The organism is Cyanobium sp. ATX 6A2, from assembly GCF_024346355.1.
In the GTDB taxonomy this organism is placed as follows: domain Bacteria; phylum Cyanobacteriota; class Cyanobacteriia; order PCC-6307; family Cyanobiaceae; genus NIES-981.
On sequence record NZ_JAGQCU010000010.1, the window covers coordinates 58,307 to 84,624 of the forward strand.

The 26,318-nt window shown below is 68.1% G+C and carries 29 protein-coding genes and 1 tRNA gene; 14 read left to right on the forward strand and 16 right to left on the reverse strand.

Annotated features, from left to right (window positions below; genetic code table 11):
* Positions 1-76: 76 nt before the first annotated feature.
* Positions 77-1,624 (reverse strand): Hsp70 family protein, encoded by a 1,548-nt coding sequence (locus KBY96_RS10375; RefSeq protein WP_254979295.1) that lies wholly within the window; start codon positions 1,622-1,624, stop codon positions 77-79.
* Between the two features lie 51 nt (positions 1,625-1,675).
* Between KBY96_RS10375 and KBY96_RS10380 the strand changes: the two genes are divergently transcribed.
* Positions 1,676-1,906, forward strand: coding sequence for a DNA-directed RNA polymerase subunit omega (locus tag KBY96_RS10380; protein WP_254979296.1), 231 nt, complete (start codon positions 1,676-1,678; stop codon positions 1,904-1,906).
* Positions 1,907-1,908: 2 nt separating this feature from the next.
* Positions 1,909-2,301, forward strand: a complete 393-nt coding sequence (locus KBY96_RS10385) for a DUF1818 family protein (protein ID WP_254979297.1) — start codon at positions 1,909-1,911, stop codon at positions 2,299-2,301.
* On the opposite strand, the gene KBY96_RS10390 is transcribed toward KBY96_RS10385, so the two are convergent.
* On the reverse strand, positions 2,273-3,145 hold the full coding sequence (locus KBY96_RS10390) for an NAD(P)-dependent oxidoreductase (protein ID WP_254979298.1): 873 nt from the start codon (positions 3,143-3,145) through the stop codon (positions 2,273-2,275). The genes KBY96_RS10385 and KBY96_RS10390 overlap by 29 nt on opposite strands.
* Positions 3,146-3,529: 384 nt before the next feature.
* Here KBY96_RS10390 and KBY96_RS10395 point away from each other — a divergent pair, with 384 nt between their 5' ends.
* Positions 3,530-3,850 (forward strand): DUF2811 domain-containing protein, encoded by a 321-nt coding sequence (locus KBY96_RS10395; protein WP_254979299.1) that lies wholly within the window; start codon positions 3,530-3,532, stop codon positions 3,848-3,850.
* On the opposite strand, the gene KBY96_RS10400 is transcribed toward KBY96_RS10395, so the two are convergent.
* The 6 genes from KBY96_RS10400 to KBY96_RS10425 form a co-directional block, all read right to left on the reverse strand.
* The gene (locus KBY96_RS10400) at positions 3,826-4,620 is read right to left on the reverse strand and encodes a hypothetical protein (protein WP_254979300.1); all 795 of its coding nucleotides are present in this window, start codon (positions 4,618-4,620) and stop codon (positions 3,826-3,828) included. The genes KBY96_RS10395 and KBY96_RS10400 overlap by 25 nt on opposite strands.
* Positions 4,620-5,075, reverse strand: coding sequence for an EVE domain-containing protein (locus KBY96_RS10405; RefSeq protein ID WP_254979301.1), 456 nt, complete (start codon positions 5,073-5,075; stop codon positions 4,620-4,622). Before KBY96_RS10405 ends, KBY96_RS10400 begins: the two co-directional genes overlap by 1 nt.
* 69 nt (positions 5,076-5,144) lie before the next feature.
* Entirely contained in the window at positions 5,145-6,509 is a 1,365-nt protein-coding gene (gene murD, locus KBY96_RS10410; RefSeq protein WP_254979340.1) for a UDP-N-acetylmuramoyl-L-alanine--D-glutamate ligase, read from the reverse strand.
* A gap of 162 nt (positions 6,510-6,671) precedes the next feature.
* Positions 6,672-6,743, reverse strand: a tRNA-Val gene (locus KBY96_RS10415).
* Between the two features lie 233 nt (positions 6,744-6,976).
* Positions 6,977-7,762, reverse strand: coding sequence for a photosystem II S4 domain protein (locus KBY96_RS10420; RefSeq protein ID WP_254979302.1), 786 nt, complete (start codon positions 7,760-7,762; stop codon positions 6,977-6,979).
* A complete protein-coding gene (locus tag KBY96_RS10425) occupies positions 7,762-8,262 on the reverse strand; it encodes a hypothetical protein (RefSeq protein WP_254979303.1) in 501 nt (166 codons plus the stop codon). The genes KBY96_RS10420 and KBY96_RS10425 overlap by 1 nt, the downstream gene beginning before the upstream one ends.
* 113 nt (positions 8,263-8,375) lie before the next feature.
* On the opposite strand from KBY96_RS10425, the gene serA reads away from it, so the two are divergent.
* The 4 genes from serA (at position 8,376) to KBY96_RS10445 (ending at position 11,896) form a co-directional block, all read left to right on the forward strand.
* Positions 8,376-9,965: a phosphoglycerate dehydrogenase gene (gene serA / locus KBY96_RS10430; RefSeq protein ID WP_254979304.1), complete on the forward strand. Its 1,590-nt coding sequence runs from the start codon at positions 8,376-8,378 to the stop codon at positions 9,963-9,965.
* Between the two features lie 27 nt (positions 9,966-9,992).
* Positions 9,993-10,922: a 50S ribosomal protein L11 methyltransferase gene (prmA, locus tag KBY96_RS10435; RefSeq protein ID WP_254979305.1), complete on the forward strand. Its 930-nt coding sequence runs from the start codon at positions 9,993-9,995 to the stop codon at positions 10,920-10,922.
* 178 nt (positions 10,923-11,100) lie between these two features.
* A complete protein-coding gene (locus tag KBY96_RS10440) occupies positions 11,101-11,400 on the forward strand; it encodes a ferredoxin (protein WP_254969246.1) in 300 nt (99 codons plus the stop codon).
* Positions 11,401-11,455: 55 nt separating this feature from the next.
* Entirely contained in the window at positions 11,456-11,896 is a 441-nt protein-coding gene (locus KBY96_RS10445; RefSeq protein ID WP_254979306.1) for a hypothetical protein, read from the forward strand.
* Positions 11,897-11,935: 39 nt separating this feature from the next.
* Here the strand turns inward: KBY96_RS10445 and psbV are convergent, their stop codons facing one another.
* Positions 11,936-12,478 carry a photosystem II cytochrome c-550 gene (gene psbV, locus KBY96_RS10450; RefSeq protein WP_254979307.1) on the reverse strand — a complete coding sequence of 181 codons (543 nt, stop codon included), beginning with the start codon at positions 12,476-12,478 and terminating at the stop codon, positions 11,936-11,938.
* Positions 12,479-12,607: 129 nt separating this feature from the next.
* On the reverse strand, positions 12,608-13,603 hold the full coding sequence (locus KBY96_RS10455) for a ribonuclease Z (RefSeq protein ID WP_254979308.1): 996 nt from the start codon (positions 13,601-13,603) through the stop codon (positions 12,608-12,610).
* Between the two features lie 66 nt (positions 13,604-13,669).
* On the opposite strand from KBY96_RS10455, the gene KBY96_RS10460 reads away from it, so the two are divergent.
* Both KBY96_RS10460 and KBY96_RS10465 read left to right on the forward strand, forming a co-directional pair.
* Positions 13,670-14,992 carry a SpoIID/LytB domain-containing protein gene (locus tag KBY96_RS10460; RefSeq protein WP_254979309.1) on the forward strand — a complete coding sequence of 441 codons (1,323 nt, stop codon included), beginning with the start codon at positions 13,670-13,672 and terminating at the stop codon, positions 14,990-14,992.
* A gap of 21 nt (positions 14,993-15,013) precedes the next feature.
* Complete coding sequence (locus KBY96_RS10465) at positions 15,014-15,793, forward strand: glucosamine-6-phosphate deaminase (RefSeq protein WP_261358338.1); 780 nt, start codon at positions 15,014-15,016, stop codon at positions 15,791-15,793.
* Positions 15,794-15,820: 27 nt separating this feature from the next.
* On the opposite strand, the gene KBY96_RS10470 is transcribed toward KBY96_RS10465, so the two are convergent.
* Positions 15,821-16,618, reverse strand: a complete 798-nt coding sequence (locus KBY96_RS10470) for a YebC/PmpR family DNA-binding transcriptional regulator (protein ID WP_254979310.1) — start codon at positions 16,616-16,618, stop codon at positions 15,821-15,823.
* Positions 16,619-16,652: 34 nt separating this feature from the next.
* Positions 16,653-17,552, reverse strand: coding sequence for a tRNA pseudouridine(55) synthase TruB (truB, locus tag KBY96_RS10475; RefSeq protein ID WP_254979311.1), 900 nt, complete (start codon positions 17,550-17,552; stop codon positions 16,653-16,655).
* Between the two features lie 41 nt (positions 17,553-17,593).
* Here truB and KBY96_RS10480 point away from each other — a divergent pair, with 41 nt between their 5' ends.
* The gene (locus KBY96_RS10480; RefSeq protein WP_254979312.1) at positions 17,594-18,301 is read left to right on the forward strand and encodes a queuosine precursor transporter; all 708 of its coding nucleotides are present in this window, start codon (positions 17,594-17,596) and stop codon (positions 18,299-18,301) included.
* A gap of 27 nt (positions 18,302-18,328) precedes the next feature.
* The gene (locus tag KBY96_RS10485) at positions 18,329-19,093 is read left to right on the forward strand and encodes a methyltransferase domain-containing protein (RefSeq protein ID WP_254979313.1); all 765 of its coding nucleotides are present in this window, start codon (positions 18,329-18,331) and stop codon (positions 19,091-19,093) included.
* 52 nt (positions 19,094-19,145) lie between these two features.
* Here the strand turns inward: KBY96_RS10485 and rpmA are convergent, their stop codons facing one another.
* Positions 19,146-19,409: a 50S ribosomal protein L27 gene (gene rpmA / locus KBY96_RS10490; protein WP_254979314.1), complete on the reverse strand. Its 264-nt coding sequence runs from the start codon at positions 19,407-19,409 to the stop codon at positions 19,146-19,148.
* Between the two features lie 52 nt (positions 19,410-19,461).
* Positions 19,462-19,878, reverse strand: coding sequence for a 50S ribosomal protein L21 (gene rplU, locus KBY96_RS10495; protein WP_254979315.1), 417 nt, complete (start codon positions 19,876-19,878; stop codon positions 19,462-19,464).
* A 199-nt stretch (positions 19,879-20,077) separates the two neighbouring features.
* On the opposite strand from rplU, the gene KBY96_RS10500 reads away from it, so the two are divergent.
* From KBY96_RS10500 to kaiC, 3 genes are all read left to right on the forward strand, one after another.
* On the forward strand, positions 20,078-20,941 hold the full coding sequence (locus KBY96_RS10500; RefSeq protein WP_254979316.1) for a circadian clock protein KaiA: 864 nt from the start codon (positions 20,078-20,080) through the stop codon (positions 20,939-20,941).
* Positions 20,942-20,958: 17 nt separating this feature from the next.
* Positions 20,959-21,324: a circadian clock protein KaiB gene (gene kaiB, locus KBY96_RS10505; protein ID WP_254979317.1), complete on the forward strand. Its 366-nt coding sequence runs from the start codon at positions 20,959-20,961 to the stop codon at positions 21,322-21,324.
* A gap of 74 nt (positions 21,325-21,398) precedes the next feature.
* Positions 21,399-22,946 carry a circadian clock protein KaiC gene (kaiC, locus tag KBY96_RS10510; protein WP_254979318.1) on the forward strand — a complete coding sequence of 516 codons (1,548 nt, stop codon included), beginning with the start codon at positions 21,399-21,401 and terminating at the stop codon, positions 22,944-22,946.
* A 5-nt stretch (positions 22,947-22,951) separates the two neighbouring features.
* Here the strand turns inward: kaiC and nblS are convergent, their stop codons facing one another.
* Together nblS and purD are read right to left on the reverse strand one after the other, a co-directional pair.
* A complete protein-coding gene (gene nblS, locus KBY96_RS10515; protein ID WP_254979319.1) occupies positions 22,952-24,970 on the reverse strand; it encodes a two-component system sensor histidine kinase NblS in 2,019 nt (672 codons plus the stop codon).
* Positions 24,967-26,265: a phosphoribosylamine--glycine ligase gene (gene purD / locus KBY96_RS10520; RefSeq protein ID WP_254979320.1), complete on the reverse strand. Its 1,299-nt coding sequence runs from the start codon at positions 26,263-26,265 to the stop codon at positions 24,967-24,969. Before purD ends, nblS begins: the two co-directional genes overlap by 4 nt.
* Positions 26,266-26,318 lie beyond the last annotated feature (53 nt).

Genomic DNA, 26,318 nt, shown 5'->3' on the forward strand with positions numbered 1-26,318 from the left:
AGGCAGGGCGGGATTGGCGGCCGGCGGGTGCGGCCCCGGTGTCGTCCACTGCCGCAGCCTGCTGCCAGCACGGCCCTCAGCGCACCACTCCCAGCCTGACCGGTCCGCGCTGTTCGCCGCTGAGCAGGTCGGTGGTGTCTACCAGCAACTGGCCGTCGGCGTCGATCCTGAAGCGCAGCCGCAGGCGATCCTGCCCCCGCTCCCCGGCAGGGCTGAGCGGCAGGGCTGTGGGCCTCTGGTCCCAGGGCTGTACCCCGGCGGCACCGGCGCCCCGGCTGCGCAGCACCGGCAGGCCGGCTTCAAACACCACTTCACGGCGCTGCTCGTCGAGGGGCTCACCCAGCACCAGCTCCAACTCCTGCTGCCCGTCGCGGCTGCAGGCCAGCACCAGATCCAGGGGTTGATCAGTCGGCCAGCTCTGCCCGGCCATGAACAGGGGATGCCAGTGGTGGCGACCGCTGCGCTGCTCCCAGCAGCGCAGCGACACCCCCCGCGAAAGCACATCCTTCACCTGGACGCCAGGGGTGAGCGCCAGTGCGCCGAGGGCCACGGCCTCCACCGGCCGCTGGTTAAGGATCGGCACGTCCGCGCAGCGCTGGCGGATCCAGTCGCGGATGGCCGGCAGCTGGCTCGTGCCGCCCACCGGCAGCACGGCCGTGACGCGCTCCAGGGCAAGGCCGGCGCGGCGGCCCGCTGCCAGCACCTCGGCGAGCAGGGCGTCGAGGTGCTCGATCAGGCCGCGCTCCCGGAGCAGGGCTTCCAGGCCGGCCTGGCCCAGCCGCAGTTCGCGCGGCTGGGCCAGGGGCGGACTCCACAGCACCAGGGCCTCGCTCTGCTCGCTGAGCTGGCACTTCAGCCGTTCGCTGGCGTCCAGCAACGAGCCGCTGATCGCTTGATCGGGGCAGAGCAGATCGGCGATCCAGCGGTCGATGTCGCGCCCGCCCAGGGCCACCCCGGCCTTGCCGATCACCCGGGCGCAGCGCAACTGCTGGCAGCTGTCGTTGAGGTTGCGGCCGGCGAAGCGCAGCAGTTGGGCGATCGGTGCCGCCCGGCCTTCGCCCCCATCCAGCTGCACCAGCGACAGGTCGATGGTGCCGCCCCCCAGATCCACCACCAGCACGGTGCTGCCGGCGGGCAGGCCGGCACCGATCGCCGCCGCGGTGGGTTCATCCACCAGGGCCAGGTCCTGCACCTCCAGGTTGCGGCACGCCTCAAGCAGCCACTGGCGATAGCCCCGGTAGGCCTCGATCGGGGCGGTGAGCACCAGCCGCCGGGGTTCCAGCCCGGGCGGCAGGGCCTGCCAGAGATGCTGCAGGAGCAGGCTGCCGGCCCGTTCCGCCGACACGCTGCCGGCTCCGGCGGATACCGGTGTGGCGGCGATGCGCCGCTTGAAGTCGCGCTGCAGCCGGGGGTCGTCGTGGTGGGCCAGGCCGGCCTCCAGCACCTGCCTGCCGATCAGCGGCCGGGCCTGCCCGGCATGGCTGAGCCACAGCAGCGAGGGCACCACCACGGGAGCGGCCAGGCTGTAAGGGGGCAAGGCAAGCAGTTCGGCAGCGCCACCGGGGGGCTGGTGTGCCACCACGGTGGTGGTGCTGCCCAGGTCGATGGCCACGGTGCCCTGCATCAGGGACTTCTAGCGACCTTCCACTAGGTTGGGGGCTGTGGCTGCGGACGGATGCAAACCGGACTCGAGGTGAATTCCAAGGACCTGGCCCAGAGGGCCGAGAGCCTGATCCGCCATTCCAGCAACCGCTACCTCACCACCGTGCGCATCGCCTTCCGGGCCAAGCAGCGCCGCTTCGACGATTTTGACGGCCTGCTGGACGACTCGATGATCAAGCCCGTGCAGCGGGCCATCATCGAACTCAGCGACGAGCAGGACCAGCCCGCCCTGCTGCCCGGCTGAGCTTGCAGGTTCAGGAGGGTCCGGGCTGGAGGCTGTGCCTGGATCCCGGCCGCGGCTCCTTCCCGGTGCTGATCGGCGGCGACGGCTGGGCGCTTGAGCTTCAGGCCGAGGAGGCCCGGGCCCTTGGAGAGGGGTGTTGCGAGCTGGCAAACGAACTGGCGGCCCTGGCGGACCGCCTGATGCCAGAGGAGCGGCTGACCCTGGAGCTTGAGCGGGGCCCGCTGTGGCTGGAGCTGGAGGGACACCCTCAGGCATGGCGGCTGCGGTTTGTGCTCACGCCTGGACCAGCGGCCCGGGGAGTGGAGGCGGGCTGGAGCGCGGCCGCCTCCCAGGCCGTGGTGGCGGCTCTGTGCCAGGTCCTGGAGCTCAGCTCCACGCCGCCGTCTTGGCCGTAAGCCGGTGCAGGGCGCTGTAGTCGAGGCCATCGATCGCGCTGCCCTCGGCAGCGCTCAGCAGCTCAGCCAGCCCCCGCAGGCCGCGGGTGTCCAGGCCCCGTTGCCGCGCTGCCGCCAGAAACAGCAGCAGATCCTTGCGCAGGTGAGCCGTGGGGAAGTTGGGCTGGTCGTAGTTGTCTGCCAGCAGGCGTGGCAGCTTCTTGTCGAAGGTGGGGGCGTAGAGGGCGCTGCCCCGCAGCAGCTCCATGAAGTGCTCCACCTCCACGCCGCTGGACTGCACCAGATGCAGCGACAGGCTGAAGGCGTGGGTGAGGCTGGCGATCAGCTGATTGAGGGCCAGCTTGGTCTCCAGCGCGGCACCCAGCGGTCCCAGCAGCCGCGGCTCGGGGTCGAGTCGCTTCAGCAATGGCAGGGCCTGCTCGAACAGGGCCGCGGGACCAGCGGCCATCACCTGCAGACTGCCGCTCAGGGCTTCCGGGCGGCTGCCCAGCACCGGTACCTCCAGGTAGTCGCCGCCCGCCGCGCCGATCACTGTGCCGAGCTCGCGGCTCTCGGCTGGGGCGATGGTGCCCATCTGCAGCACCCGCTGGTCCTGCAGGTCGCAGCGCTGCAGCACCGAGCGCGTTGCGGCTCCATCACTGAGCACCGTGATCACCCAGTCGCAGCCCTCCAGGGCCTGCTGCGGCTCACGGCAGCCGATGGCACCGAGGGCCGCCAGCGCCCCCAACCGCTCAGGGCTGCGATTCCAGGCCTGCACGCCCAGTCCCTGCTCCAGCAGCCGCTGGCCGATGGCGGCCCCGAGCAGCCCGGTTCCCAGCAGTGCAACGGTCACGGTGCCGGCCATGGAAGACGCCCTCGGGCGACCAGCATGCAGCACCCGCGCCGCTGAGAATGGGCCCTCCGCTGGCCGCTGATCAGCAGTGCTGATCACTCCCGGCCCGGTCCCGATCCCCCCGCCGGGACCATGTCTTTCCCCAGGTTTTCCGCAGGCTGATGGCACAGCCCTCGTGCAGCGCCATGGTGCTGGGGAATACGACCCGGCCGGCCGCCTCACCCTTGACAGCGTGCGCCGAGCCCCCGGCTCTTGGTCTGGATGCCGCGGGTCTTCGGGAGATCTCTGCCATGCACTGGGATCTCAGCCTGGGAGCGGCTGCGGCTGCGGCACGGGCTCGGATTTGACGGCCGCGGGGGCGTTCGGGATTCTTGGGCCCATCTCGCGGGAACAGGCATGGAATCAGAGGCCACGACAGAGGCCACGATCAGCGGTTCCGGCTGCGGCTGCGGCGCTCAGCACGGCCAGCCTTCGGCTGGCGAGCGCGAAACGGACTCCCCGGGCGAGCTGATGGTGAGCCTGCGGGCCGAGGTGCCTGAGGCCCTGCTGGTGTCGATGCGCCTGTTCATCGACCAGCATCCCAACTGGGACCAGTACCGCCTGTTCCAGGCCGCTGTCGCCGGTTTCCTCGTGCAGAACGGGGTGCAGAGTCGGGATGTGACCCGCTGTTATCTGGCCAATCTGTTCCCCTCTCAGGGGCGCTTCCGCTGCGGTTGAACCGGTTGCGGCTGGGCCTGGAGCCGCCGCGGCGGCTGCGCCGGGAACAGCTGGCGATAGGCCGCCACCAGGATGCAGGCCGCCACCGGCAGAGACGCAGCCAGGCCCACCACCAGCAGCAGAAAGCCCGAGAGCAGCACCAGCCCCAGCAGCAGCGTCAGCCCCAGGGCCTGCAGCCAGTGGGGATCGATCGCCGCCCGGCCGCGGCGGAACGCCTCCATGGGCCCATGGCCCCCCAGCACGCTCAGGGGCAGGCTGAGCACTTGATCGGTGACCACGTAGACCACGGCGGCCGCCCCTGCCAGCAACGGCAGCGCCAGCAGCAGGGGCTGCAGCAGGGCCAGCAACCAGGCGCTGGCCTGGGCCAGGCGGAAGATCACGGCCAGCACCAGCAGCACCAGGGCCAGGGTGCCTCCAGCCCGCATCAGTGCCCGGCCGTCCAGCCGCAACAGATCCCGCAGCCGCGGCCGCTGCCGCTCCAGAGCGGTGTTCGCCCCGCGCAGCAGTCCCACCACCAGCCACAGGTTGCTCAGCAGGTAGGCGAGCCAGGCGAGCACCAGAAACCCCCGCGCCAGTGGATCGGTCTGGCCGTAGACATTCACAATCCGCTCGCCGCTCAACCGGATCGCCAGCTGGCAGAGCACGTTCAAGCCGCCCACCACCAGGGTGAATGGGATCAAGGTGGAGCTCCCGCGGCGGAAGCCATCCCAGCCCTCTTCCAGGGCGCGGCGGATGGCGATCGGCGGGGGTGTAGGCGCGGTGCCCCGCATCAACTCTCCAGCAGGCTCAGGATCCGCTGGGCGCTGCTGTCCGCGACCGGGAGAATCGAGAGGCGGTTGCCGCGTCGCACCACCCCCAGCTGCTCAGGGCTGAAGGTCTGCCGGAGTGTCTCCAGCGACAGCAGTGTGGGGAACTGACGCAAAAAGCCCAGGCGCACGCAGTCCCAGCGGGGATTGTCCCGGGCGGAGGCCGGGTCGTGATAGCGGGAGTGGGGATCGAACTGGGTGGGATCGACAAGACCCGTTTCCAGCACCTCCATCAGACCCACGATCCCAGGTGGTTTGGAGTTGGAGTGATAGAAGAAGGCTTGATCGCCCACCGCCATGCTGCGCATGAAGTTGCGCGCCTGGTAGTTGCGGATGCCGTCCCAGAGGGTGGTTCGCTCCGCTTTGAGGTGCTCGATGCCGTACACATCCGGCTCGCTTTTCATCAGCCAGTAGGCCATTGTTCGAGCCCGTTCCGTTCAAAGGATGCTACGAACCGCTGCGGTTCTCGCCCGGCGGGGAGGGCTGGATCAGAGCTTTTCCACCAGTTGGCGGAAGTGCTCCCCCCGCGCCTCGAAATCGGGATACTGGTCAAAGCTGGCGCAGGCCGGCGAGAGCAGCACCGCCGAGCAGCCCAGCTCGCATGCCAGCTGGGCTGCCAGGGGCACCGCCTGCTCCAGCCCACCGCAGGTTTCTGTGCGGCCGTTGTAGCCGTGTTCCCGCAGCAGGCCCCGAAAGGTCTTCTGGGCGTCCCCGAAGAGCACCACAGCACGGGCTGAGTGACGCAGGGCCCGCACCCAGGGCTGGACCTCACCGATCTTGGCCTGGCCGCCGGCAAGAACCACCAGTGGCCCGTCCAGGGCCTTGAGGGCCACCTCGGCGGCGTCGTAGTTGGTGGCCTTGCTGTCGTTGAAAAAGCGCACCTGCTGCCAGGTGCGGATGTGCTCGAGGCGGTGGGGAACGCCGGGGAAGCGGCGCAGGGCAGCCTCCATGGAGGGTCCGTCAAGACCTGCCTCCAAACCCGCTGCCACCGCCAGCAACATGTTCTGACGGTTGTGGGAGCCCGGCATCGCCAGGGCATCGGCGGCCATCAGATCGCAGCGGTCGTCCCCCTGCGCGTGCCACACCCGCCCCGCTTCGATCCACAGGGCCGGCGCGATGCCCGGTGCCAGCTCCCGCCACGGCCCCGCTGTCACCCACAGCGCCCGATCCCAGCTCGTCGCCCTGGAGCTCAGATCGGGATCATCGGCATTGAGCACGCGCACCGCACTGCGCTCCAGCAGCCGGCGCTTGATGCTGCGGTAGTGATCCAGCGTGCCGTGCCGCTCCAGGTGGTCGGGGGTCAGGGTGGTCCAGATCCCCACCCGCGGAGCCACAGCCTCGCAGGCCTCGATCTGGTAGCTGCTCAGCTCCACCACCAGCCAGTCCGGAAGTCCCTGGTCATCGTGCCGCCGCTCCAGGACGGTTTCGGCCGCGGAGCGCCCCACATTGCCGGCCATCGCCGCATCCCTGCCGGCGCTCTGCAGCAGGTGGTGAACCAGATGGGTGACGGTGGTTTTGCCGTTGGTGCCGGTGATGCCGATCCAGGGCACGGGGCGACTGGCGTGCCAGGCGGGCTCCACTTCCCCCTGAACGGTGATGCCCCTGGCGCGGAGGGTTTCGAACACCGGATGATCCCAGCGGATGCCGGGACTCACCACCACCCGCTTGAGGTCGGGGCCCAACGCCAGGATGGCGTCGGCATCGAGGCCCTGGTTGAGCAGAACATGGATGCCCTGTCGGCCCAGATCAGTGGCCTGCCGTTCCAGCTCTTCAGTGGCGCGACGTTCCAGCAGCACCACCCGCTCACCGAGGGACTGCAGCAACCGGGCGGCACCGATGCCAGAACGACCCATGCCGATCACCACCGCCAGAGGTGATGCCGTGGCCTGTAACGCCGAGGCCTGGAAGGCGGTGGTCTGAAATGCGGTGGTGGAAGCCTCGTGAGCGGGGGTGCCGGCAGGGGAAGAATCTCGAGTGCCGGCCATGGCTGATCAGAAACTTCCTGAAAGGAAAAGTGGGCGATACTGGAATCGAACCAGTGACTCCTACCGTGTCAAGGTAGTGCTCTACCTCTGAGCTAATCGCCCGCGCTCATGGCCCATGAACATGGGCCCTTGTATTGAAACCTGCGACATGGTGGTTTCAGGGCTGAACTGGGCTGCTTCTTGTGATGAACCCCGGGGGATCATCGGCAACAGAGCCTGGCTGTTGGACCAGGTACCCGGTCAGGTGTCGTCCATGAGCTGGCCAAAAACTAGCAGCCCACCAGGCCCCGGATTCTGCCCCCAGCGTTTGCAGCCCTCAGTGGCGTGCGCAGCCCTCAGTGGCGTTCCAGCTCGATCCTCCAGCGCTGGCGCTTGGTGGGCTGGACGGTGAGCACAGCCAGTTCCCCGCGGCCGCTCATCTGCACCCGATCGCCAGGTGCCAGCTCCCGGCTTGATCGGGTGATCACCCCCCAGTTCACGCGGACCTGGCCGCTGCGGATCAACTCGGCCATGCGCGTGCGCGATACCCCGAAGCCGGCGGAGGCCACGGCATCAAGACGGCAGGAGGCCTCAACGCTGTGCCATCGCCGCGGCTGCCGGCGGGCCGGAAACTGCAGCGTGTCGATTCCCCGGGCCTGCAGCTGCACCTCCACGCTGCGCACCCGGCCCTGGCGGCCATCGAGGCTCTGGGCCGCTGCGCTGCTCAGCACCCCCTGACCGCCCCGATCGCCGCGCATCCACAGATCGCCGATCGTCTCCGGCGCCGTGCCCAGGCTGAGCAGGGCCTGGCGCAGGTCGGCGGGTTCGGCTGGATCGAACAGAAAATTGCCGCTGATCTCGAGCCCGGCCAGATCCGCCGCTGGCGCCTGCTGCTCGAGCTCGCTCTGCCGCCGCTGCAGCAGCAGGCACTGCCGTTCCGCCCCCGGGAAGCCGCCGTCGCCATGAACCTCCAGGTCGGCCAGGGGCTCCAGGCGCTGCAGGGCCTCTTCGCGCACCGCGGGATCGAGAAACCCCGTCCAGCAGGGCTCCCAGGTGTGCAGGGCCGTGTCGGCCGCATCGAGCACAGTGCCGAGGACGGCGGGATGGTGGCTGCCCTCAAGCAGCTCCCCGCGGGGCAGCATCAGCTGTCACCCAGGCGCACCACCGCCTGCGGACGGGCCTGCTGGAGGGTGATCCAAGGCATGTCGGCGCCGGCGGCGGTTTCCACCAGCAGCAGCCAGCTGCCCTCCTCCACGCGGTTGCGCAGGCTGCGTATGCGGTCGTCCTGCTCGGAGCGCACGCTGGCGGCGGCGGCGAAGCTGCCCATCCAGCCCGATCCCAGGCCCAGCAGGCCGCCGATCAGGTGGGAGCCCCAGTCGCCGGCGAAGGCGAACGTGTTGAGATCGGTGATGAACGTGAAGGTGAAACCGGCGAAGAAGCCGAAGGGGATCAGCCAGCGGGCCATGGAGCGCTGCCGGCGTCGCCGACCTGCCGCCGGGTTGAGGCGTTCCACCTCTTCCATGGCTGTTTCACCAGCGCCCACCGCGATCAGCTGGGCCGGGGGAGGCTGCAGGGCAGCGAGCTGATCGCGCACCTGATGCAGACGCTTCAGGTCGTCGACGACCACCACCACACTCGTCAAAACCGCAGCCCCCGTTCGAGCGCTAATGAACTGATTCTGCTTGCTGCGGTCACCGGGCTGCCGCCCAGGCCCCTCACTACACTGCACCCCCGGCCGAACATCACCCGCCGGGTATGACCAAGGTTCTCGTTTCGGATCCCATTGACCAGGCGGGGATCGACATCCTCTCCCAGGTGGCCACGGTGGATGTGCGCACCGGCCTGTCGGCCGATGAGCTGCGCTCGATCGTGGGTGACTATGAGGCCCTGATGATCCGCTCCGGCACCACGGTGACCGCCGAGATCATCGAGGCCGCAACCAAACTCCGGATCATCGGTCGGGCCGGTGTGGGCGTCGACAACGTCGATGTGCCCGCCGCCACCCGGCGCGGCGTGCTGGTGGTGAATTCCCCCGAGGGCAACACGATCGCCGCCGCCGAGCACGCCCTGGCCCTGATGCTGTCGCTCTCGCGTCATGTGCCCCACGCCCACGCCAGCACCATGGCCGGCGGCTGGGACCGCAAGACCTACGTGGGCAACGAGCTGTACAAGAAGAAGCTCGGGGTTGTCGGTCTGGGCAAGATCGGCTCCCACGTGGCCCGGGTCGCCAAGGCCATGGGCATGGAGCTGCTCGCCTACGACCCCTTCGTCTCCGAGGAACGGGCCCAGAGCATGCAGGTGAAGCTGCTGCCCCTGGCCGAGCTGTTCGCCCAGGCCGACTACGTCTCCCTGCACCTGCCGCGCACGCCCGACACCGAGAACCTGGTGAACGCCGAGTTGCTGCGCACCATGAAGCCAACGGCGCGCCTGGTGAACTGCGCCCGTGGCGGGATTGTGGATGAGGCGGCCCTGGCCGAGGCGGTGGAGGCCGGCGTGATCGCCGGCGCCGCCCTCGACGTGTATGCCAAGGAGCCCTTGGTGGCCGATTCGCCCCTGCGCGCGGTGAAGGAGCGCCTGGTGCTCACCCCGCACCTGGGAGCCAGCACCGCCGAGGCCCAGGAAAATGTGGCCATCGACGTGGCCGAGCAGATCCGCGACGTGCTGCTGGGGCAGCCGGCCCGCAGCGCCGTGAATATCCCTGGCCTCAATGCCGAGGTGATGGAGCAGCTCAGACCCCACCTGCAGCTGGCCGAAACCCTGGGCCAGCTGCTCAGCCAGCTGGCCGGTGGCCAGATCAGCGAGCTGGAGGTGCGCCTGCAGGGCGAGTTCGCCGCCCACCCCGCCCAGCCGCTGGTGGTGGCCGTGCTCAAGGGTGTGCTCTCCACCGCTCTGGGCGACGCCATCAACTACGTGAACGCCAGCCTCGAGGCCAAAGACCGAGGCATTCACGTGCTGGAGGTGAAGGATGAAGCCGCCCGCGACTACGCCGGTGGTTCCCTGGAGCTCCGCTCCCGCAGCAGCAAGGGCAACCACAGCGTCAGTGGCGCGGTGTTGGGCGACGGCGACCTGCGCGTCACGGCCATTGACGAGTTCCCTGTGTCCGTGAGCCCCAGCCGGCACATGCTGTTCACCCGCCACCGCGATATGCCCGGGATCATCGGCCGCATCGGCTCGGTGCTCGGTGAGCACAACGTCAACATCGCCTCGATGCAGGTGGGGCGCCGGATCGTGCGGGGCGATGCCGTGATGGCGCTCAGCCTCGACGATCCGATCCCCGCCAGCCTGCTGGAGAGCATCCACCGGATCGATGGCATTCAGGAGGCCCACCCCGTGACCCTGGTCTGACCTCTGCTGCCCCGTCGGGCCATCGCCATGCCTCAGACCTGGTGGCGTCTGCAGATGCCCTGCCCTCCGGAGCTGGAGGAATCCCTGCTCTGGAAACTCGACTGCCTGGGAATTCCCCGCCTGGCCGTTCGCCACCGTCCCGAGCACCCCGACCAGCGGCAGCTGCTGGCCTGGCTGCCCGCTGCCGACTGGCCCGCGCCGGAGCGGCAGCGGCTGGAGGCGGCCCTGGCTCCACTGGCTGAGCCCTTCGCCCTCACCGTGCCGCCGATCAGCTGGGAGCAGGAGGACGATGAGGACTGGAGCCGGAGCTGGAAGCAGCACTGGCGGCCCGATCCGGTGGGCGAGCGGCTGCTGATTCTTCCCAGCTGGCTTCAGGTGCCTCCCGATTGCGCCCAGCGGTTGGTGATCCGCATGGATCCCGGCAGCGCCTTCGGCACCGGCAGCCATCCCACCACCCGCCTCTGTCTTGAGGCGCTGGAGGCGCTGGCCGCCAGGGGCCCCAGTGACCAGCGCCCGACCCCTGGCCTGGATGGCCTGCGGGTGGCGGATCTGGGCAGCGGCAGCGGCATCCTCGGCCTTGCCGCCCTGTTGCTGGGAGCCACCTCCGTGGCTGCGGTGGACAGTGACCCCCTTGCGGTGCGGGCCACGGCCGAGAACGCCGCTGCCTGCGGCCTGCAGCAGCGGCTGCGGGTGCGACAGGGCTCGGTGGAGTCGCTGGCGGAGCTGCTGGAGCAGCGCCCGGCCGACCTGCTGCTCTGCAACATCCTGGCCCCGGTGATCGAGGCCCTCTGCCCCGCCTTCGATGCCGTGCTCGCCCCCGGGGGGGTGGGGTTGCTCAGCGGGCTGCTGGTGTCGCAGGAGCCGCGTCTGCGCCGGGCTCTGGCGGCGCAGGGATGGGCCGCTGCCCTCACGGCCCGCCAGAGCGACTGGGGGTTGCTGACGATCCGGCGGGCCTGAAGCGATGCACGATCAACGGGCCGGAGTGTTACATAAGGCACGCTGATAGGTAATCTGGCTTTGATTGGGCTTCCCCGGGCCAGCCCCCGAAAAAGACAGGAACGGCAGCTGCCCGATGTATGAAGGGCTGGTCCTACAGGCCCGGCTGCCCGGGTGCCTGTGAGCCCCAATCCCTTCCATGGCTTCCTATAAGGTCACCCTCATCAACGAGAGCGAGGGCCTCAACAAGACCATCGAGGTTCCCGACGACCAGTACATCCTCGACGCCGCTGAAGAGCAGGGCATCGACCTCCCGTACTCCTGCCGTGCCGGTGCCTGCAGCACCTGCGCCGGCAAGCTCACCGCCGGAACCGTTGACCAGTCCGACCAGAGCTTCCTCGACGACGACCAGATCGAGGCTGGCTTTGTGCTCACCTGCGTCGCTTACCCCACCAGCGACTGCACCATCACCACCCACGCCGAGGAAGAGCTCTACTGAGCTTCATGGGTTGAATCCGGCCCGTCCTCCCGCCACCCTTCGGGGTGGCTTTTTCATGTCTGCCCTGTTCTCTCTCGCCCGCGCCTCCGAGCAGCTGCTGCCGCCCGGTTCCCAGCACACCAGTGTCGGCGGCCAGTACAGCTACCGGGTTCTGGGGCCCTGCTGCCGGCTGTTCGATCGTGAGGAGCTGCCCTGGCCCTGCTGCCGCCTGGCCTGGCGCAGCAAGGAACCCAGCTGGCGACGCGTCGGTCGTCGCTTCGTGGCTGACCTGGCCGCCCGCCGCTGCCCCTCCTACGCCGTGGAACTGCTGCTGCCCGGTGCCAGGCCCACGCGCACGGTGGTCACCTTGTTCCCGGTGCGGCTGCGGCCTGCCCTCCAGGAGTGGTGGTACAGCAAGCAGCCCGGTTCCATGGATCCCGCCAACGTCTCACCCCCCGAGGAGGAGGAGGGGGCAGTGGATCAGCCGATCGCGTCCCATGAAAAAACCGGCACCTGAGGCACCGGTCAAGGCATCACTGGATCCAGATCACTGGGTTCAGAAGTAGATCTTGCCGCCACCCCACTGCTGGCCCTGCACCTTGGGCGCTGTGAGGATGAAGCCGGCCATCAGGCGCAGATCGTCGTCGTCGAGGTCACGCATCTTCACGAAGATGTCGCTGCTGCGGATGCTGGGGTGCACATCGGCGATGGAGTACTCACCGTCGTAGCTGGTGGGGTCCTTCATGTAGTCCACCAGGGCATCCACGTTGTCCCGCGACGGGGTGGCCAGGGCCAGGGTTTGCGGATCCAGCCCCACATTCTGGTTGGTCTTGGTGATGCCGCCGGCGTGGCACTCGCCGCAGCTGGTGTTGAACTGTCTGCGGCCGGCCTTGATGTCCTGCTCGGTGAAGGTCACGGTGCTGCCATCGGGGCTGGCGGGCACGGTGAGCTGGTCGGAGGTCCACTGGGCGGCCAGGGCCTGCCCGCTGAAGCCCACGCAGAGCAGCAACACCAGGGGCAGGGCCACCAGGGTGCGCAGCGTTGCGCGCAGGGCCCGGTGGAGGATGAAGGTGGCGAAGGCCGGAGGGGTCGAGGCCATGGGGAGAAGCCGGAGGGTTGGCGGTGACAACCGCGTCGCAGATCTTGTATCACGGGGGCCGGGGGCTCCGCTCCGGATTCGGGAGAACTGTTGCAGGCTCAGGCGCCTGGGACTTCCATCGCTGCCGGTTCAGGGGCTGAGCGCCGCTTCAGGCGCGGTCGGTGTGGCCGCCGGCTCCGGCTCCTCCGGCAGCACATCGATGCTCAGAAAGTCCCGGGCCAGCACGGTGTCCGGAAAGATCGACCGTGCCTCAGCCAGCAGGTCGTCGGGGCTGACGGCGTTGCCGGGCATGTAGCGGGGGCTGAGGTGGGTGAGGGCCAGCTGCTTCACCCCCGCGGCCAGGGCCGTCTGGGCCGCCATGGTGGTGGTGGAGTGCTGGCGGGCGAAGGCCAGTTCGGCCTCGGCGTGGGCGAAGGTGCTCTCGTGGATCAGCAGATCGGCTCCCTCCGCCAGCACCACCGCCGCCTCACAGAACACCGTGTCCGTGCAGTACACCACGCTGGCGCCGGGGCGCTCCGGCCCGCACAGGCTGGCGCCGTTGATGATGCGGCCGTCCTCCAGGGTGACGCTGACCCCCTGCTTCAAGTGGGCGTAGATCGGGCCGGGGGGAATGCCCAGCTGCCTGGCCTTGGCCACATCGAAGCGCCCCGGCCGGGGCTTCTGGTCCACCCGATAGGCGAAGGCGGGTACCCGGTGGGTCAGCGGCGTGCAGCGCACGCTGATGTCCTCCAGCTCCAGCAGTGCCGTGCCGCTGGCGGCCGCCTGCCCCACCCGGTGGTGCCGCAGGGGGTAGCTGATGCGGGTGGAGCTGGTGTGCAGCACCCCCTCAAGGAAATCGCGCAGCCGGTCGGGGCCGTAGAGGTCGATGCCCGGGCAGGTGCCCGCCAGGCCGAGACTGGCCAGCAGGCCCGGCAGCCCGAACACGTGGTCCCCGTGCATGTGCGTCACGAAGATCCGCCGCAGCTGACTCACCCGCAGGTCGCTGCGCAGGAATTGATGCTGGGTTCCCTCGCCGCAGTCGAACAGCCACAGCTCGGCGCGCTGGGGCAGACGCAGGGCCACGGCGGAAACATTGCGGCCCCGGGTGGGAACCCCGGAACTCGTGCCGAGAAACGTGACCTGCACGGGGGGATGGCCTCTGGCGCATGTTGCCACGACGGCCACAATGGGCGACCGAGTTGAACGTTCGCCGTGTCGCTGTCCCTGCGCCCCTGGACACCGGTGCTTGCCCTGGTGGCCGTTTCCGCTCCGGCTGCGGTCTCCGGCGATACCGCCCTCCAGGCCCGCCCCGCTGAGCCCGAAGTGCGGGTGCTGCTGGCTGAAGGCCCGAGCCTCTCGCTGATCTCCCTTGGCCAGCCGCTGCGGATCCAGCCCGGCGGTGTGCAGCTTCCCGCCGGCACCACCGCCACCGTGTCAGTGCAGGGTGGCAGCGTGCGCTTGCTGTTCCCGGGGGCCACGGGCGGCGCAGCCCCCGCCAGCGCCCAGCTGCCTGCGTCCTCGGCCTACTGGCTGGAGCCTGTTCCCGGCAGCCGCCCCGAAAGCGCCGGCGCCTTCCAGCTGCAGCAGCGCCGCTACCGGGGGCGTCTGCGTCTGCTGACCACCGGCGGCAAGTTGCAGGCGATCAACCACGTGCCGCTCGAGACCTATCTGCCCAGCGTGGTGGGCAGTGAGATGCCCGCCAGCTGGCCCCAGCAGGCCCTGCGCGCCCAGGCGGTGGCCGCCCGTACCTACGCGCTGCGCCAACTCAAGCCCGCCGCTGCCTACGACCTCAAGGCCACCGTGAGCAGCCAGGTGTACAAGGGCCTCGAGGCGGAGACCGCCTCCACCCGGGAGGCCGTGGCCAGCACCCGCGGCCAGGTGCTGATGTTCGGCTCCAACCTCGCCAACACGGTGTTTCACAGCAGCAGCGGCGGCCTCACCGAAAACAGCGGTGACATCTGGCAGCAGCAGCTCCCTTACCTGGTGAGCGTGCCCGATTTCGACCACGACAGTCCGGTGCACCAATGGCAGGAGCTGCTGCCGGCGGACCGTCTGCGTCAGGCCTTCACGGAAACCGGCGGGGTGTACAGCATTGATGTGCTGTCCACCACAGCCACGGGGAGGGTGCGGCAGGCCCGGGTGGTGGGTCCCAGCGGCAGCCTGCTGGTCACCGGCCCTCAGCTGCGCTCACGGCTGGGGTTGCGCAGCACCCAGGTGCGCTTCCAGGTGCTCACTCCGGCGCCTAGCACTGCTGAGTCACCCCAGTTGCCGCCGCCGCCGCCGGCCCTCCCCACCGTTCGCCTGGCCATGGCGGGCAGTGGTGCCGCCGCCGGCTCCTTGGGGTCTGGCAGTACGCGCCGCGTGCCCCAGCCGTCGCCCCAGCCCGCGCTGCTGGCCGTGGGCCGCGGCTTCGGCCACGGCGTGGGCATGAGCCAGTGGGGCGCCCTGGCCATGGCCCGCCGGGGCGAGAGCCATGAGCGCATCCTCAGCCACTACTACCGGGGCACGGTGCTGCGGCCCTACGGTCTGCGCTGAACCAGCCTGCGCTGAGCCTGTTTGAGCGCCGTCACCCCCCCGCGCCTGGCCCTCACCGTCCTGGAGAGCAGGGAGGCCGTGGCCAGCCATGTGGCTAGGCAGCTGCTCGCCGATCGTCTGGGGCCCGAGCCGCGTCCCCTCGGCCTGGCCACTGGCACCACGATGGAGCCGGTGTATGCAGCCCTGCTGGAGGCCGAGCGTGAGCTGCTGGACGGCCACCGCCAGCACCTGCGCCGCCACTGGCGCAGCTACAACCTCGATGAGTACGTGGGTCTGGGCAGTGGTGATCCAGGCTCCTTCGCCGCCTTCATGCACAGCTGCCTGACGGGGCCGCTGGGGCTGGATCCCGCCAGCGTGAGGCTGCCCGACGGCCAGGCGGCCGACCCGCAGGCCGAGGCCGGGCGCTACGCCGCCGAGATCCGTGCCGCCGGCGGGATCGGCCTGCAGCTGCTCGGGCTGGGCTTGAACGGCCACGTGGGCTTCAACGAGCCGCCCTGCGCCGCCACCAGCTGCTGCCGGCCCGTGCAGCTCAGCGCCTCAACCCGCCGGCACAACGCCGCCGCCTTCGCCGGCGACCCCGCCGCGGTGCCCGAGTGGGCCATCACCCTGGGCCTGGAGGAGATCCTGGCGGCCCGCCGCATCCTGCTGGTCGTCACCGGAGCCGGCAAGGCGGATGTGTTGGGTCGCCTGCTGTGCCAGCGGCCCTCCCCGGAGCTCCCGGCCAGCTGGCTGCAACGGCACCCGGCGGTGCGTGTGATCGCCGATCGGGCCGCCCTCAGCGGCGCGACCAGCGGCCCCTGAACCACCTGAACCACCTAGGCCGCTGGCTCAGGCCATCAGCTCGTCCAGCAGTGTGGCGTCGGCTTCCAGGTTGGTGGTGACGGCACGGACGTCATCAAGCTCCTCGAGGGCATCGAGCATGCGCAGGCAGCCCCGCAGCTGCTCGGGATCGCTGAGCGGGCAGCTCAACTGGGGGATCCAGCGGTGTTCCCAGCTGGTCACGCTCAGCCCCCGGGCGCGCAGGCCGTCCTGCAGGGCCTCCAGCTGGGCAAAGGGCGCGAACACCTCGGCGGCCTCGCCCTGGCCCGCCGTGCCGCTCTCCACCCCCAGCTCGTAGCCCAGAACGGCCACGCCGGCCTCGCTCTCGAGGCTCAGGAGGATCTCCAGCAGTCTGTCCTCATCGAGGCCGGGGAGCTGCACACAGGCCACGCTGCGCTGCTCGAACAGGTAGCCCACGCAGCCCGTCTCGCCGAGGTTGCCCCCGTGCTTGCCAAAGGCCAGCCGCAGGTCAGCGGCGCTGCGGTTGCGGTTGTCGGTGAATGCCTCCACCAGCACGGCCACCCCGCCGGGCCCGTAGCCCTCGTAGCGCACGGCCTCAAAGGCGTCGGCCCCATCGGTCAGCTGGCCGCAGCCCTTGGCGATCGCCCGTTCGATGTTGGCGTTGGGGACACCGGCAGCCCTGGCCTTCTCGATCGCCGTGCGCAGCTGGAAATTGCCCGCCGGATCGGCCCCGCCCCGGGCTGCCACCATGATCTCCCGGCCCAGACGGGTGAACAGTGCTCCCCGCTTGGCATCCACCACCGCCTTGGTGCGCTTGATCTGGGCCCATTTGCTGTGGCCGGCCATGGCGGAATGGGGCGGGAGAGAGCGACGATCGGCATCACCCGGCCGCCTCGAGCACCAGCTTCGGCTGCAGCTGGCCGTCGGCGGTGGCCCGGGCCATGCCCGCCAGATTGCCATCCGGGGTCACCACCACCACGGCCTGACCCTCGCTGGCCGCCGCCGCGATCGAGGGCTCAACGGCCAGCCGACGACCGCAGCGCCAGCCGCTGAGCTGCTCGGGGTTGAGCTGTTGCCGGGGCAGGTGGGCCAGTGCCGAGAGGGGCTCCAGCAGGGCAGGGGGCGGACCCTGCTCGAGGGCCTCCAGGGGCACCGCCTGCTCCAGGGTGAAGCCCAGGGCGGCGCTGCGCCGCAGGCTGGCCAGGGTGCCACCGCAGCCCAGCACGGCGCCGAGATCACGAGCCAGGGAGCGGATGTAGGTGCCTGCCGAGCAGGCCACCTCCAACTCGAGCCGGTCGCTGGCGGGGTCCCAGCTCAGCAGCTTCAGCCGTTGGATCAGCACGGGCCGCGCCGCCAGGATCAGCGTTTCGCCCCGCCGCACACGCTGGTAGGCGCGCTCGCCGTTCACATGCACTGCCGACACCTGCGGCGGCACCTGCTCGATTGCCCCCCGGAACCGCTCCAGGGCCGCATTCAGTTCGGCCGCGTTCAGGGCTGGCACGGCACGCCGCTCCAGCACCTCCCCCTGCAGATCGTCGCTGCTGGTGGTGAGGCCGAGCTGCACCGCCCCCCGGTAGGTCTTGTCGCCGCTCAGATAGGGCAGCAGCCGGGTGGCGGGCCCCACGGCGATCGGCAGCACGCCGGTGACCGCCGGATCCAGCGTGCCGCCGTGCCCCACCTGGCGAAGGCCGTAGGCCCGCCGCACCCGGCTCACGCAGGCGTGGGAGCTGAGCCCGGCCGGTTTGTCGAGCACCAGGAAGCCCCAGGGCTGGTCAGCCATCGCCACCCACGTCAGCCTGGTCCATCCCATGCTCCGCCGCCATGACCCTGCAGCAGCGCCGCGAGCTGGTGTTTCTGGTGCTGGCCGGAATCTTTCTGGGCACGATGGGGATGCTCAACATCCTCGGCCTCACCCGCTTTCTGCAGCTGGGCACGATCGGCTCCTGGCCGATCGTGGTGGCGGTGGGGGCCCTGCCCTATCCGGTCACCTTCCTGTGTACCGACCTGATCAGTGAGATCTGGGGGGAACGGCGGGCCAGCCAGTTGGTGTGGGTGGGGCTGGCCCTGAACGGCTGGATCGTGTTGATCCTCTGGCTGGGAGGGGCGCTGCCGGGGCTGAGCGGGGCCCCTGAGGCCACCTTCTTCGAGGTGAGACGGTTGGCCTTCGCTGCCGTGGGGGCCTCGATGGTGGCCTACATGGCCGCCCAGTTCACCGATGTACGCCTGTTTCACTTCTGGAAGCGCGTCAGCGATGGCAAGGCCCTGTGGCTGCGCAATAACGGCTCCACGCTGGTGAGCCAGCTGGTGGACACCAGTGCCGTGGTGCTGATCAGCCATTACGGCAACCACCTGCTGCCGCTGCGGGCGGAGGCGCCGGTGCTGCCCCAGCTGGCCAGCTACATCGCCAGCGGCTACCTGTTCAAGGCCCTGGCAGCCCTGGTGGACACCCTGCCCTTTTATCTGCTGGTGGGCTGGCTGCGCCGCTGGCTGGAGGTGCCGGGAGCCGGGGCGGAGCTCGGTGATGCGTAACTTGGCCGGGTCGGCAGCAGAGCGGCGGTGACGGAACAGGTGCAGCAGGATCTCAGCAGCGTGCTCGGCGTGGCAGGGTTTCTGCGCGATGGATTCGCTCTCAGGCAGCAGCTTGCCGATCACCTGGCGCTGACCCCTGAGGAGCTGGAGCGGCGTCTGCCCCACAGCACCGCCGAGCTGGCAGCCCTGCATCCCGGTGGCTTCGATCCGGATCAGGCAGGCCGCTTCTACGAGGAAACGGTGGGCACCGCCCATCTGCTGGAGCTGGCCGCCTGGCACCTGGACAGTGCCGACTACATCGCCGACACCCTGCGCCTGCAGGAGCGCTTTGCCCGCGGCCAGGTGCTCGACTTCGGCGGTGGCATCGGCAGCCATGCCCTGGCTGCCGCCGGCCTGGAGGCGGTGGAGCGGGTGTGGTTCGTGGATCTCAATCCCCACAACCGCAGCTTCGTGGCTGAGCGGGCCCAGCGGCTGGGCCTGGCCGGCAAGCTGCGCTGCGTGCGCGATCTCGACGATCCCAGCCTGCCCGCACGGTTCGACACCGTGGTGTGCCTCGATGTGCTGGAACATCTCAGTGACCCAGCGGCTCAGCTGGAGCTGTTCGCAGGGCGGATGGAGCGCCAGGCTGCCGCCCTGCTCAACTGGTATTTCTTCAAGGGACACCAAGGCGAGTATCCCTTCCACATCGATGATCCGGTGCTGGTGGAGCGCTTTTTCCGCACCCTCCAGAGTCGCTTTCTGGAGGTGTTCCACCCGCTGCTGATCACCACCCGGGCCTACCGGTTGGTCTGACGAGTTGCCTGACGAGTGGCCTGACCGGCATGGGCCTGCAAACCCGAGGGCCTCAGCCCGCGGCCACGTTGATGCGCTTGCGGTTGCGCAGGTTGCGCTTGATCGAGTCGAAATTCACTACCCCATCCACCAGGGCGAACAGGGTGTCGTCGGAACCGCGGCCCACGTTGCTGCCTGGCAGCACCGAAGTGCCGCGCTGGCGGATCAGGATCGAGCCGGCGGAAACGGCTTCGCCGCCGTAGCGCTTGACGCCGAGACGCTTGGAATTGGAGTCGCGGCCGTTGCGGGTGGAGCCGGTGCCTTTCTTGTGGGCCATCGGGAGCTGAGATTCAGGTGCTGGGGAGATTGTGGCGTGCCGCCCGGATCGATCAGGCCACGACCTGGCCATTCAGGGAGATGGACTGAACCATCACCCGGGTGAGTTCCTGGCGGTGTCCTGCCTTGCGGCGGGTTTTCTTCTTGGGCCGCATCTTGTACACGATCACCTTCGACCCGCGGCGGTGGGCCATCACCCTCAGCTCCACACTGGCTCCCTCGACGTAGGGCTGCCCCAAGGTGGGGGTGCTGCCGTCGTTCACCAGCAACACCGTGTTGAGGGTGATGGTGCTGTCCACATCCGCTGGCAGCCGGTCGAGGTCGTAGTAGCGGTTGGGCTGGAGCCAGAACTGCTGACCGGAGGCCTCAACAATCGCGTAGGGGGCGGTGGCGCTGGGCGGTGTGGCGCTGGGAGCAGTTGCAGTGGCCGTGGAGGCGCTGGAACTGGCCGGAGAGGGCGACTGGGTCATGACGGCGGGGCGTGGCCAGGCTGGAAAACGGCGCTGGGTCGCTGAAGCGTGGCGAGGCCTCGCTCAAGGTCTCCTGCGCCGCCGCCATTGCGGCCTGGCGCACGGCGATCAACACAAACGACAATTCTCCCCCCGAGGCCCTCACTTCGTCAATATGGGCGGCACTGCGGGGCGGTTCTGGTGCCGTGGATCGAAGGCCATGTCCAGTTCGCCCCTCACCGTTGTTTCGATCCTCCACGACCCGGCAGTGCAGGCCGACGTGGACCGCTGGCTGGCTGGCCAGCAGCGCTACCGTCTGGTGCGCTGTGATCCAGGCCGAGATCCGCTGACGGCGCTGCAGGAGCACGGCGAGGCCATCGATGCCCTGCTGCTGGAAAGCGGACGCCTTGATCCTGACCAGGCCCAAGCGCTCAGGGAGCGCGGTCTGCTGCTGCCGGCGGTGGTGATCGGGCCGAGTGCCACCGGGACAGTGGACTTGCACGAGGCCGAGGTGCACCTGCCGGCCGACCAGCTTGAGCAGCTCAGTTACAGCCTCGATGCGGCTGTCTCCCGGTTCCTGATGCGCAGTGGGGGCGAGCAGCCGCTGGCTGAGTCGGCGCCTGGGGATCTTGGTCTGTCGGAGCGCTGGCGCCTGGCCGATCGCCTCCAGGGGCGGCTGGGCCTGGCCGGGGTGTTCTTCAAGCGCGATTCCAGCCGTTTTCTGCGCCATCTACCCCCTCAGGACGCCGCCGAGCTGGTGGGCTCCTTGCAGCGCACCTACCGCGACCTCCTGCTCCACTACTTCAGGGATCCGGCAGCGGCCAACCAGGCCCTGGAAAGCTTTGTGAACACTGCCTTCTTCAGCGACCTGCCGATTACGAAGACCATCGAGATCCACATGAATCTGATCGATGCCTTTGGCAAGCAACTTAAGCTTGAGGGGCACAGAGGTGACTTCCTTCAGGACTATCGCCTGGCTCTGCTCGATGTTCTCGCCCACCTCTGCGAACTCTATCGACGCGCCATTCCCCCCGATCCGGTAGTGGACAGGACGCCATCGGAAGTATCCCGTTCAGACCGCTGAGATCCCGAGTTCTATTCATGTCAGCACGCAAGACCTACATTCTCAAGCTCTATGTTGCTGGAAATACGCCCAGCTCCATGCGCGCGCTGAAAACCCTGCGCAATATCCTGGAAGTGGAATTTCGTGGCGTGTATGCGCTCAAGGTGATTGACGTGCTCAAGAATCCTCAGCTGGCCGAGGAGGACAAGATTTTGGCCACACCAACCCTGGCCAAGATTCTGCCGCCACCGGTACGCCGCATCATTGGCGATCTCAGCGACCGTGAGCGGGTGCTGATCGGTCTCGATCTCCTCTATGACGAGCTCAGCGACGATGGCCTCTTTGATGATGATTCGCAGGGGTTGTTCCCTGACAGTCCCCCCGCGTCGTCTGACGGCGCTTAGCACCATCCCTTTTCGCGCCTGGCCTTGCCAATTTCCTCCCGCCACGATCCGCTGTCTTTGATCAGCTCTTTTTGATGTCCGACTTGACTTCCCCCTCCACGCCCGTGCCCTTGGTGCAAAAGCTGCCCACGGGGATTGAAGGCTTTGATGATGTCTGCCACGGTGGCCTGCCGATCGGCCGCTCCACGCTGGTGTCGGGAACCTCTGGAACAGGCAAGACGATTCTCTCGCTTAATTTTCTTTACAACGGCATCGTGCACTACAACGAGCCGGGAATCTTTGTCACATTTGAGGAGTCACCGCGCGATATTATTCGCAATGCTTCCAGCTTCGGCTGGAATATTCAGGAGATGGTGGATCAGAATAAGCTTTTTATCCTCGATGCGTCACCTGATCCTGAGGGTCAGTACGTGGCTGGAAGTTTTGATCTGTCTGGGCTGATTGAGCGTATCAGCTACGCGATCCGCAAGTACAAAGCGCGTCGTGTTGCCATCGACTCGATGACGGCCGTGTTTCAGCAGTACGACGCCATCTCTGTGGTGAGGCGGGAGATTTTCCGCTTGATTGCCAGGCTCAAGTCGATCGGCGTCACCACAGTGATGACCACAGAACGCGAATTGGAGTACGGCCCGGTGGCGCGCTATGGGGTCGAGGAATTTGTATCAGACAACGTCGTGATTCTGCGCAATGTGCTGGAGGGTGAACGCCGCCGTCGCACTGTGGAAATCCTTAAATTGCGCGGCACTACCCACATGAAGGGTGAATTTCCCTTCACCCTTGGCAGCCATGGCATGAGTGTGTTCCCCCTGGGGGCAATGCGGCTCACCCAGCGCAGCTCAAACGTGCGGCTCAGTTCTGGGGTACCGAAGCTCGACGCCATGTGCGGCGGCGGATTCTTCAAGGATTCCATCATCCTGGCCACTGGTGCCACGGGCACGGGCAAGACGTTGCTGGTTTCGAAATTTGTGGAAGATGCCTGTTCCCACAAAGAGCGGGCCATCCTCTTCGCCTATGAGGAGTCTCGAGCTCAGCTGCTGCGCAACGCCACCAGCTGGGGCATTGATTTCGAGCAGATGGAGCGGGATGGAATGCTGAAAATTATTTGTGCCTATCCCGAATCCACAGGCCTTGAAGACCATCTGCAGATCATCAAAACTGAGATTGCTCAATTCAAGCCGTCCCGAATGGCTATCGACTCACTCAGTGCCCTGGCTCGCGGCGTCAGTCGCAATGCCTTTCGGCAGTTTGTGATAGGTATTACTGGCTATGCGAAGCAGGAGGAGATTGCCGGTTTCTTCACAAATACGTCAGAGGAATTCATGGGTAGTCACTCCATTACTGATGCTCATATCTCCACGATCACAGACACCATTCTCCTGCTGCAATATGTGGAAATCCGTGGTGAGATGGCGCGGGCTCTGAACGTGTTCAAGATGCGCGGCTCCTGGCATGACAAGGGCATCCGCGAGTTTGTGATTACCGGGAAGGGACCGGAAATCAAGGATTCGTTCTCCAATTTCGAGCGCATTATCTCCGGTGTTCCCCACCGTGTCAGTGGCGATGAGCGCAGTGAACTGGCGCGCATCGTGCAAGGTGTGGCGGACACCGGCGAATCGCGCTGAGGCCTTCAGTCCTGCACGGCCACCACCGCATCTGAGGTTCGCTGCTGACGGTCAGCTGCCAGCTGCAACTCCTCGTTGTCGCTGTCTTCGAGCGGCAGATCGAACCAGAAGGTGGTGCCCACCCCCAGCTCGCTGGCCATGGCGATTCGTGCGCCGTGCTTGTCGAGGATGCCGCGCACGATCGAGAGGCCCAGCCCCGTGCCTGCCTCGGTGTGCACGGCATTTTCCACCCGGTAGAAGCGCTCGAAGATGCGCTCCTGATCCCTAGCTGCGATGCCGCTGCCGGTGTCGGCGATCTCCAGCCTCAGCCGTGGCAGGGGGGAGTGAAAGTCGCAGGTTGGCCCGGCGTGTTCCGGCAGCGCCTCGCTGGGCAGGGCACAGAGGTCGGGCCAGGGATAGGCGCGCAGCATCAGTGCTCCGCCCTTGGCTGAGAACTTCAGGGCATTGCCCACCAGGTTGTCGAGCACTTGCAGAAGCAGATCCCAGTTGCCCAGCACCCGCGGCAGCTGGGAGTCGGCCTCGAAGTGCAGGCTCACACCTTTCTCTTCCGCATTCAGCCGGTAGGTGCGCAGGGTCTGCTCGATGGCGGTCGACAGTTCAAGGGGTTCAAAACTCCATTGGCGATCGGATTCCAGCCGCGACAGATCGAGAACGTCGTTCACCAGCCGCGTCAGCCGATCGGTCTCGGCATTGGCGATGCCGAGAAACTCCCGCTTCTCTTCCTCGCTCAGCTGGTCTCCCAGATCGTGGAGGGTTTCCACGTAGCTCTTGATGTTGAACAGGGGGGTGCGCAGTTCGTGGGACACATTGGAGATGAACCGGCTCTGGGCGGCATTCAGTTCCACTTCCCGGGTGAGGTCCTGCACCGTCATGGCGATGCCCTTGAGGGTTTCTCCGCTCGCATCCCGCACTGACTGAAGGACGATGCGCAGGGTGCGGGGCGGCTCTCCCAGGCTGCAGCGCAGATCGGTGCTGTCGAGGCCGCCGCCCCTGACGATGTCGAGGGCGTCCTGGAGGTCCATGGCCAGCCGCTCGGGCAGTTCCTGGATGAGGGAATTGGCTTCGAGGTTGCGCCCCTCCCAGCGGAACAGGCGACGGGCCGTGGGGTTGGCCAGCACGATCGCCCCTTCGGCATCCAGCAGCACGGCCCCGTCGGCCATGGTGGCAATCAACGACTGCTGCTTCACCTGGGCGGCCCGCAGCTCCTCGATGTTGGCGGCCTTGTACTCCTCCAGCTGGGTGGCCATGGTGTTGAAGCCCTCCAGCAATTCCCCCAGCTCTCCCCCCACCGGCAGGGCGATGCGGGTTTCGAAATTGCCGCCGGCGATCTGGCGCACCCCCCGCAGCAGCTCTTTCACCGGCTGCGTGATCGTGAGGGCGTTGAACACCGAGCCGAGGATCACCAGCACCCAGATCGAGATGAACACCGCCACCGTCACTTCACGGGTGAGGGCGGCGCTGGCCAGCAGGGTTTCATTGGGGTTGATGCCCAGCGCCAGCACTCCCAGGTAGGTGCCATCGCTCACCATCGGCACAAACACGTCGGTGACCTGTCCGTCCGGGCTCAGGTGCTGGCGCACCAACGGGTTGTCGGGCCGCTTCTGGATGTCGGCGGGGAGCTCCAGCCGGCGGCTGAGCAGCAGTTCACTGCTGCCGTTGTTGGAGCCGATCGGGATCCCGAGATAGATCACCCCTTCGGGATCAGCAAAGAAGATGTAACGCAGGCTGCGGCTGGAGCGCCAGAAGCGATCGGCCACTGAGGCCAGTTCGCGGTCGTTCCCCTCGGCCACCAGGGGGGTGACGTTCGCCGAGAGCAGCAGGCCCAGATCACGGGCGTAGCGGGTGTCGCTCATGCGTGCATCCCGCTGGATGCCATTGAGGGCCAGGAAAGTGATGCCCGTCATCAGCAGGCTCACCACCAGGGTGGCCACCGCCAGCAGCTTGGTCTGCAGGCTGAATTCCGCCCACCAGCGCGCCACGACCTGCCGCCAGGTGCGCTGCGCCTCGGGCCCGGCGGCCGTCATCGGCTGCGCACCTGGTGGCCGATGTCGCGCCGGTAGGTCATGCCGGCGAAGTGCACCTGCTCCAGCCCTGCGTAGGCCCTGGCGAAAGCGGTGTCGAAGTCATCGGCCTGGGCCACCAAGGCCAGTACTCGCCCTCCGCTGGTGCGGCAGACGCCCTCGCTGTCGCGGCTGCTCCCGGCATGAAACAGCTGCAGATGCTCGTTGGGCTGCAGCGTGCTGTGGATTGCATCGCCCTGACGCACAGCCGCAGGGTAGCCCTCGGCGGCGGCGATCACGCAGGCGCTGCAGAGCGGGGCGATCGAAAGCCGCGGGCCCGCGGCCAGCTGCCCGCGGGCACAGGCCAGCAGCACTGAGGCCAGCTCCGGGCCCAGCAGGGGCATCAGCGTCTCGCATTCCGGATCGCCGAAGCGGCAGTTGAACTCGATCACGCTGGGTCCCTCGGCGGTGAGCATCAGGCCGGCGTAGATCACCCCGCGATAGTCGATGCCCCGGCGGCGCAGGGCCGCCAGTGTCGGCTCCAGCACCTGGCACCGCACCTGCTCCAATCCCTCCGCATCGAGCAGCGGCGCCGGCGCGTAGGCCCCCATGCCGCCGGTGTTCGGACCCGTATCCCCCTCGCCGATGCGCTTGTGATCCTGCGCCGGCGGCAGCAGCACCAGATCGCGGCCGTCGCTCAGGGCGAAGACGGACACCTCCGGTCCCTCAGTGCGTTCCTCGAGCACCAATGAGGCCTCCGCGCCGAAGCGGCCCGCGAAGATCTCGCCGATGGCGGCCCTGGCCTCGTCCATGGTTTCGGCCACGGTCACCCCCTTGCCTGCGGCCAGTCCGTCGGCCTTCACCACCAGTGGGCGTCCCTCGCTTTCCAGCACCGCCAGGGCCTGTTCCTCGCTGCCGGCCCACCAGTACCCCGCGGTGGGCACGCCCGCCTCCTGCATCAGTGCTTTGGCCCAGCGTTTGCTCGCTTCCAGCCGGGCGCCGTCGGCGCCGGGGCCGAACACCGACAGGCCGGCGGCACGCAGCTGATCGGCCAGGCCGGTGGCCAGCGGGGCTTCCGGTCCCACCACCACCAGCTCGATCTGGTGGTGGTGGCAGGCGTCCACCAGGGCGTCAGCGTCGGTTTCGGCGATCGCCAACGGCTGGCAGCCAGGGAGTGCCTCGGTTCCGCCGTTGCCGGGGGCTACCCACACCCCTTCAACGCCGTGGCTGCGGGTCAGGGCCCAGGCCAGCGCATTTTCCCTGCCGCCTCCACCCACCACCAGGATGCGGGCTGGGTGAGGTGATGCCTCTGGAGCCATGCGTGAAACGCTGTGGAACAACGGTTGGGCAGGTTCCCCTAGCTTGGCCGGCG

Coding starts and splice junctions, on each gene's coding strand:
- KBY96_RS10375 (WP_254979295.1), bottom strand. CDS start 1,624: ATGCAGGGCACCGTGGCCATCGACCTGGGCAGCACCACCACCGTGGTG.
- KBY96_RS10380 (WP_254979296.1), top strand. CDS start 1,676: ATGCAAACCGGACTCGAGGTGAATTCCAAGGACCTGGCCCAGAGGGCC.
- KBY96_RS10390 (WP_254979298.1), bottom strand. CDS start 3,145: ATGGCCGGCACCGTGACCGTTGCACTGCTGGGAACCGGGCTGCTCGGG.
- KBY96_RS10395 (WP_254979299.1), top strand. CDS start 3,530: ATGGAATCAGAGGCCACGACAGAGGCCACGATCAGCGGTTCCGGCTGC.
- KBY96_RS10400 (WP_254979300.1), bottom strand. CDS start 4,620: ATGCGGGGCACCGCGCCTACACCCCCGCCGATCGCCATCCGCCGCGCC.
- KBY96_RS10405 (WP_254979301.1), bottom strand. CDS start 5,075: ATGGCCTACTGGCTGATGAAAAGCGAGCCGGATGTGTACGGCATCGAG.
- murD (WP_254979340.1), bottom strand. CDS start 6,509: ATGGGTCGTTCTGGCATCGGTGCCGCCCGGTTGCTGCAGTCCCTCGGT.
- KBY96_RS10420 (WP_254979302.1), bottom strand. CDS start 7,762: ATGCTGCCCCGCGGGGAGCTGCTTGAGGGCAGCCACCATCCCGCCGTC.
- serA (WP_254979304.1), top strand. CDS start 8,376: ATGACCAAGGTTCTCGTTTCGGATCCCATTGACCAGGCGGGGATCGAC.
- prmA (WP_254979305.1), top strand. CDS start 9,993: ATGCCTCAGACCTGGTGGCGTCTGCAGATGCCCTGCCCTCCGGAGCTG.
- KBY96_RS10440 (WP_254969246.1), top strand. CDS start 11,101: ATGGCTTCCTATAAGGTCACCCTCATCAACGAGAGCGAGGGCCTCAAC.
- KBY96_RS10445 (WP_254979306.1), top strand. CDS start 11,456: ATGTCTGCCCTGTTCTCTCTCGCCCGCGCCTCCGAGCAGCTGCTGCCG.
- psbV (WP_254979307.1), bottom strand. CDS start 12,478: ATGGCCTCGACCCCTCCGGCCTTCGCCACCTTCATCCTCCACCGGGCC.
- KBY96_RS10470 (WP_254979310.1), bottom strand. CDS start 16,618: ATGGCCGGCCACAGCAAATGGGCCCAGATCAAGCGCACCAAGGCGGTG.
- truB (WP_254979311.1), bottom strand. CDS start 17,552: ATGGCTGACCAGCCCTGGGGCTTCCTGGTGCTCGACAAACCGGCCGGG.
- KBY96_RS10480 (WP_254979312.1), top strand. CDS start 17,594: ATGACCCTGCAGCAGCGCCGCGAGCTGGTGTTTCTGGTGCTGGCCGGA.
- rpmA (WP_254979314.1), bottom strand. CDS start 19,409: ATGGCCCACAAGAAAGGCACCGGCTCCACCCGCAACGGCCGCGACTCC.
- rplU (WP_254979315.1), bottom strand. CDS start 19,878: ATGACCCAGTCGCCCTCTCCGGCCAGTTCCAGCGCCTCCACGGCCACT.
- KBY96_RS10500 (WP_254979316.1), top strand. CDS start 20,078: ATGTCCAGTTCGCCCCTCACCGTTGTTTCGATCCTCCACGACCCGGCA.
- kaiB (WP_254979317.1), top strand. CDS start 20,959: ATGTCAGCACGCAAGACCTACATTCTCAAGCTCTATGTTGCTGGAAAT.
- kaiC (WP_254979318.1), top strand. CDS start 21,399: ATGTCCGACTTGACTTCCCCCTCCACGCCCGTGCCCTTGGTGCAAAAG.
- nblS (WP_254979319.1), bottom strand. CDS start 24,970: ATGACGGCCGCCGGGCCCGAGGCGCAGCGCACCTGGCGGCAGGTCGTG.
- purD (WP_254979320.1), bottom strand. CDS start 26,265: ATGGCTCCAGAGGCATCACCTCACCCAGCCCGCATCCTGGTGGTGGGT.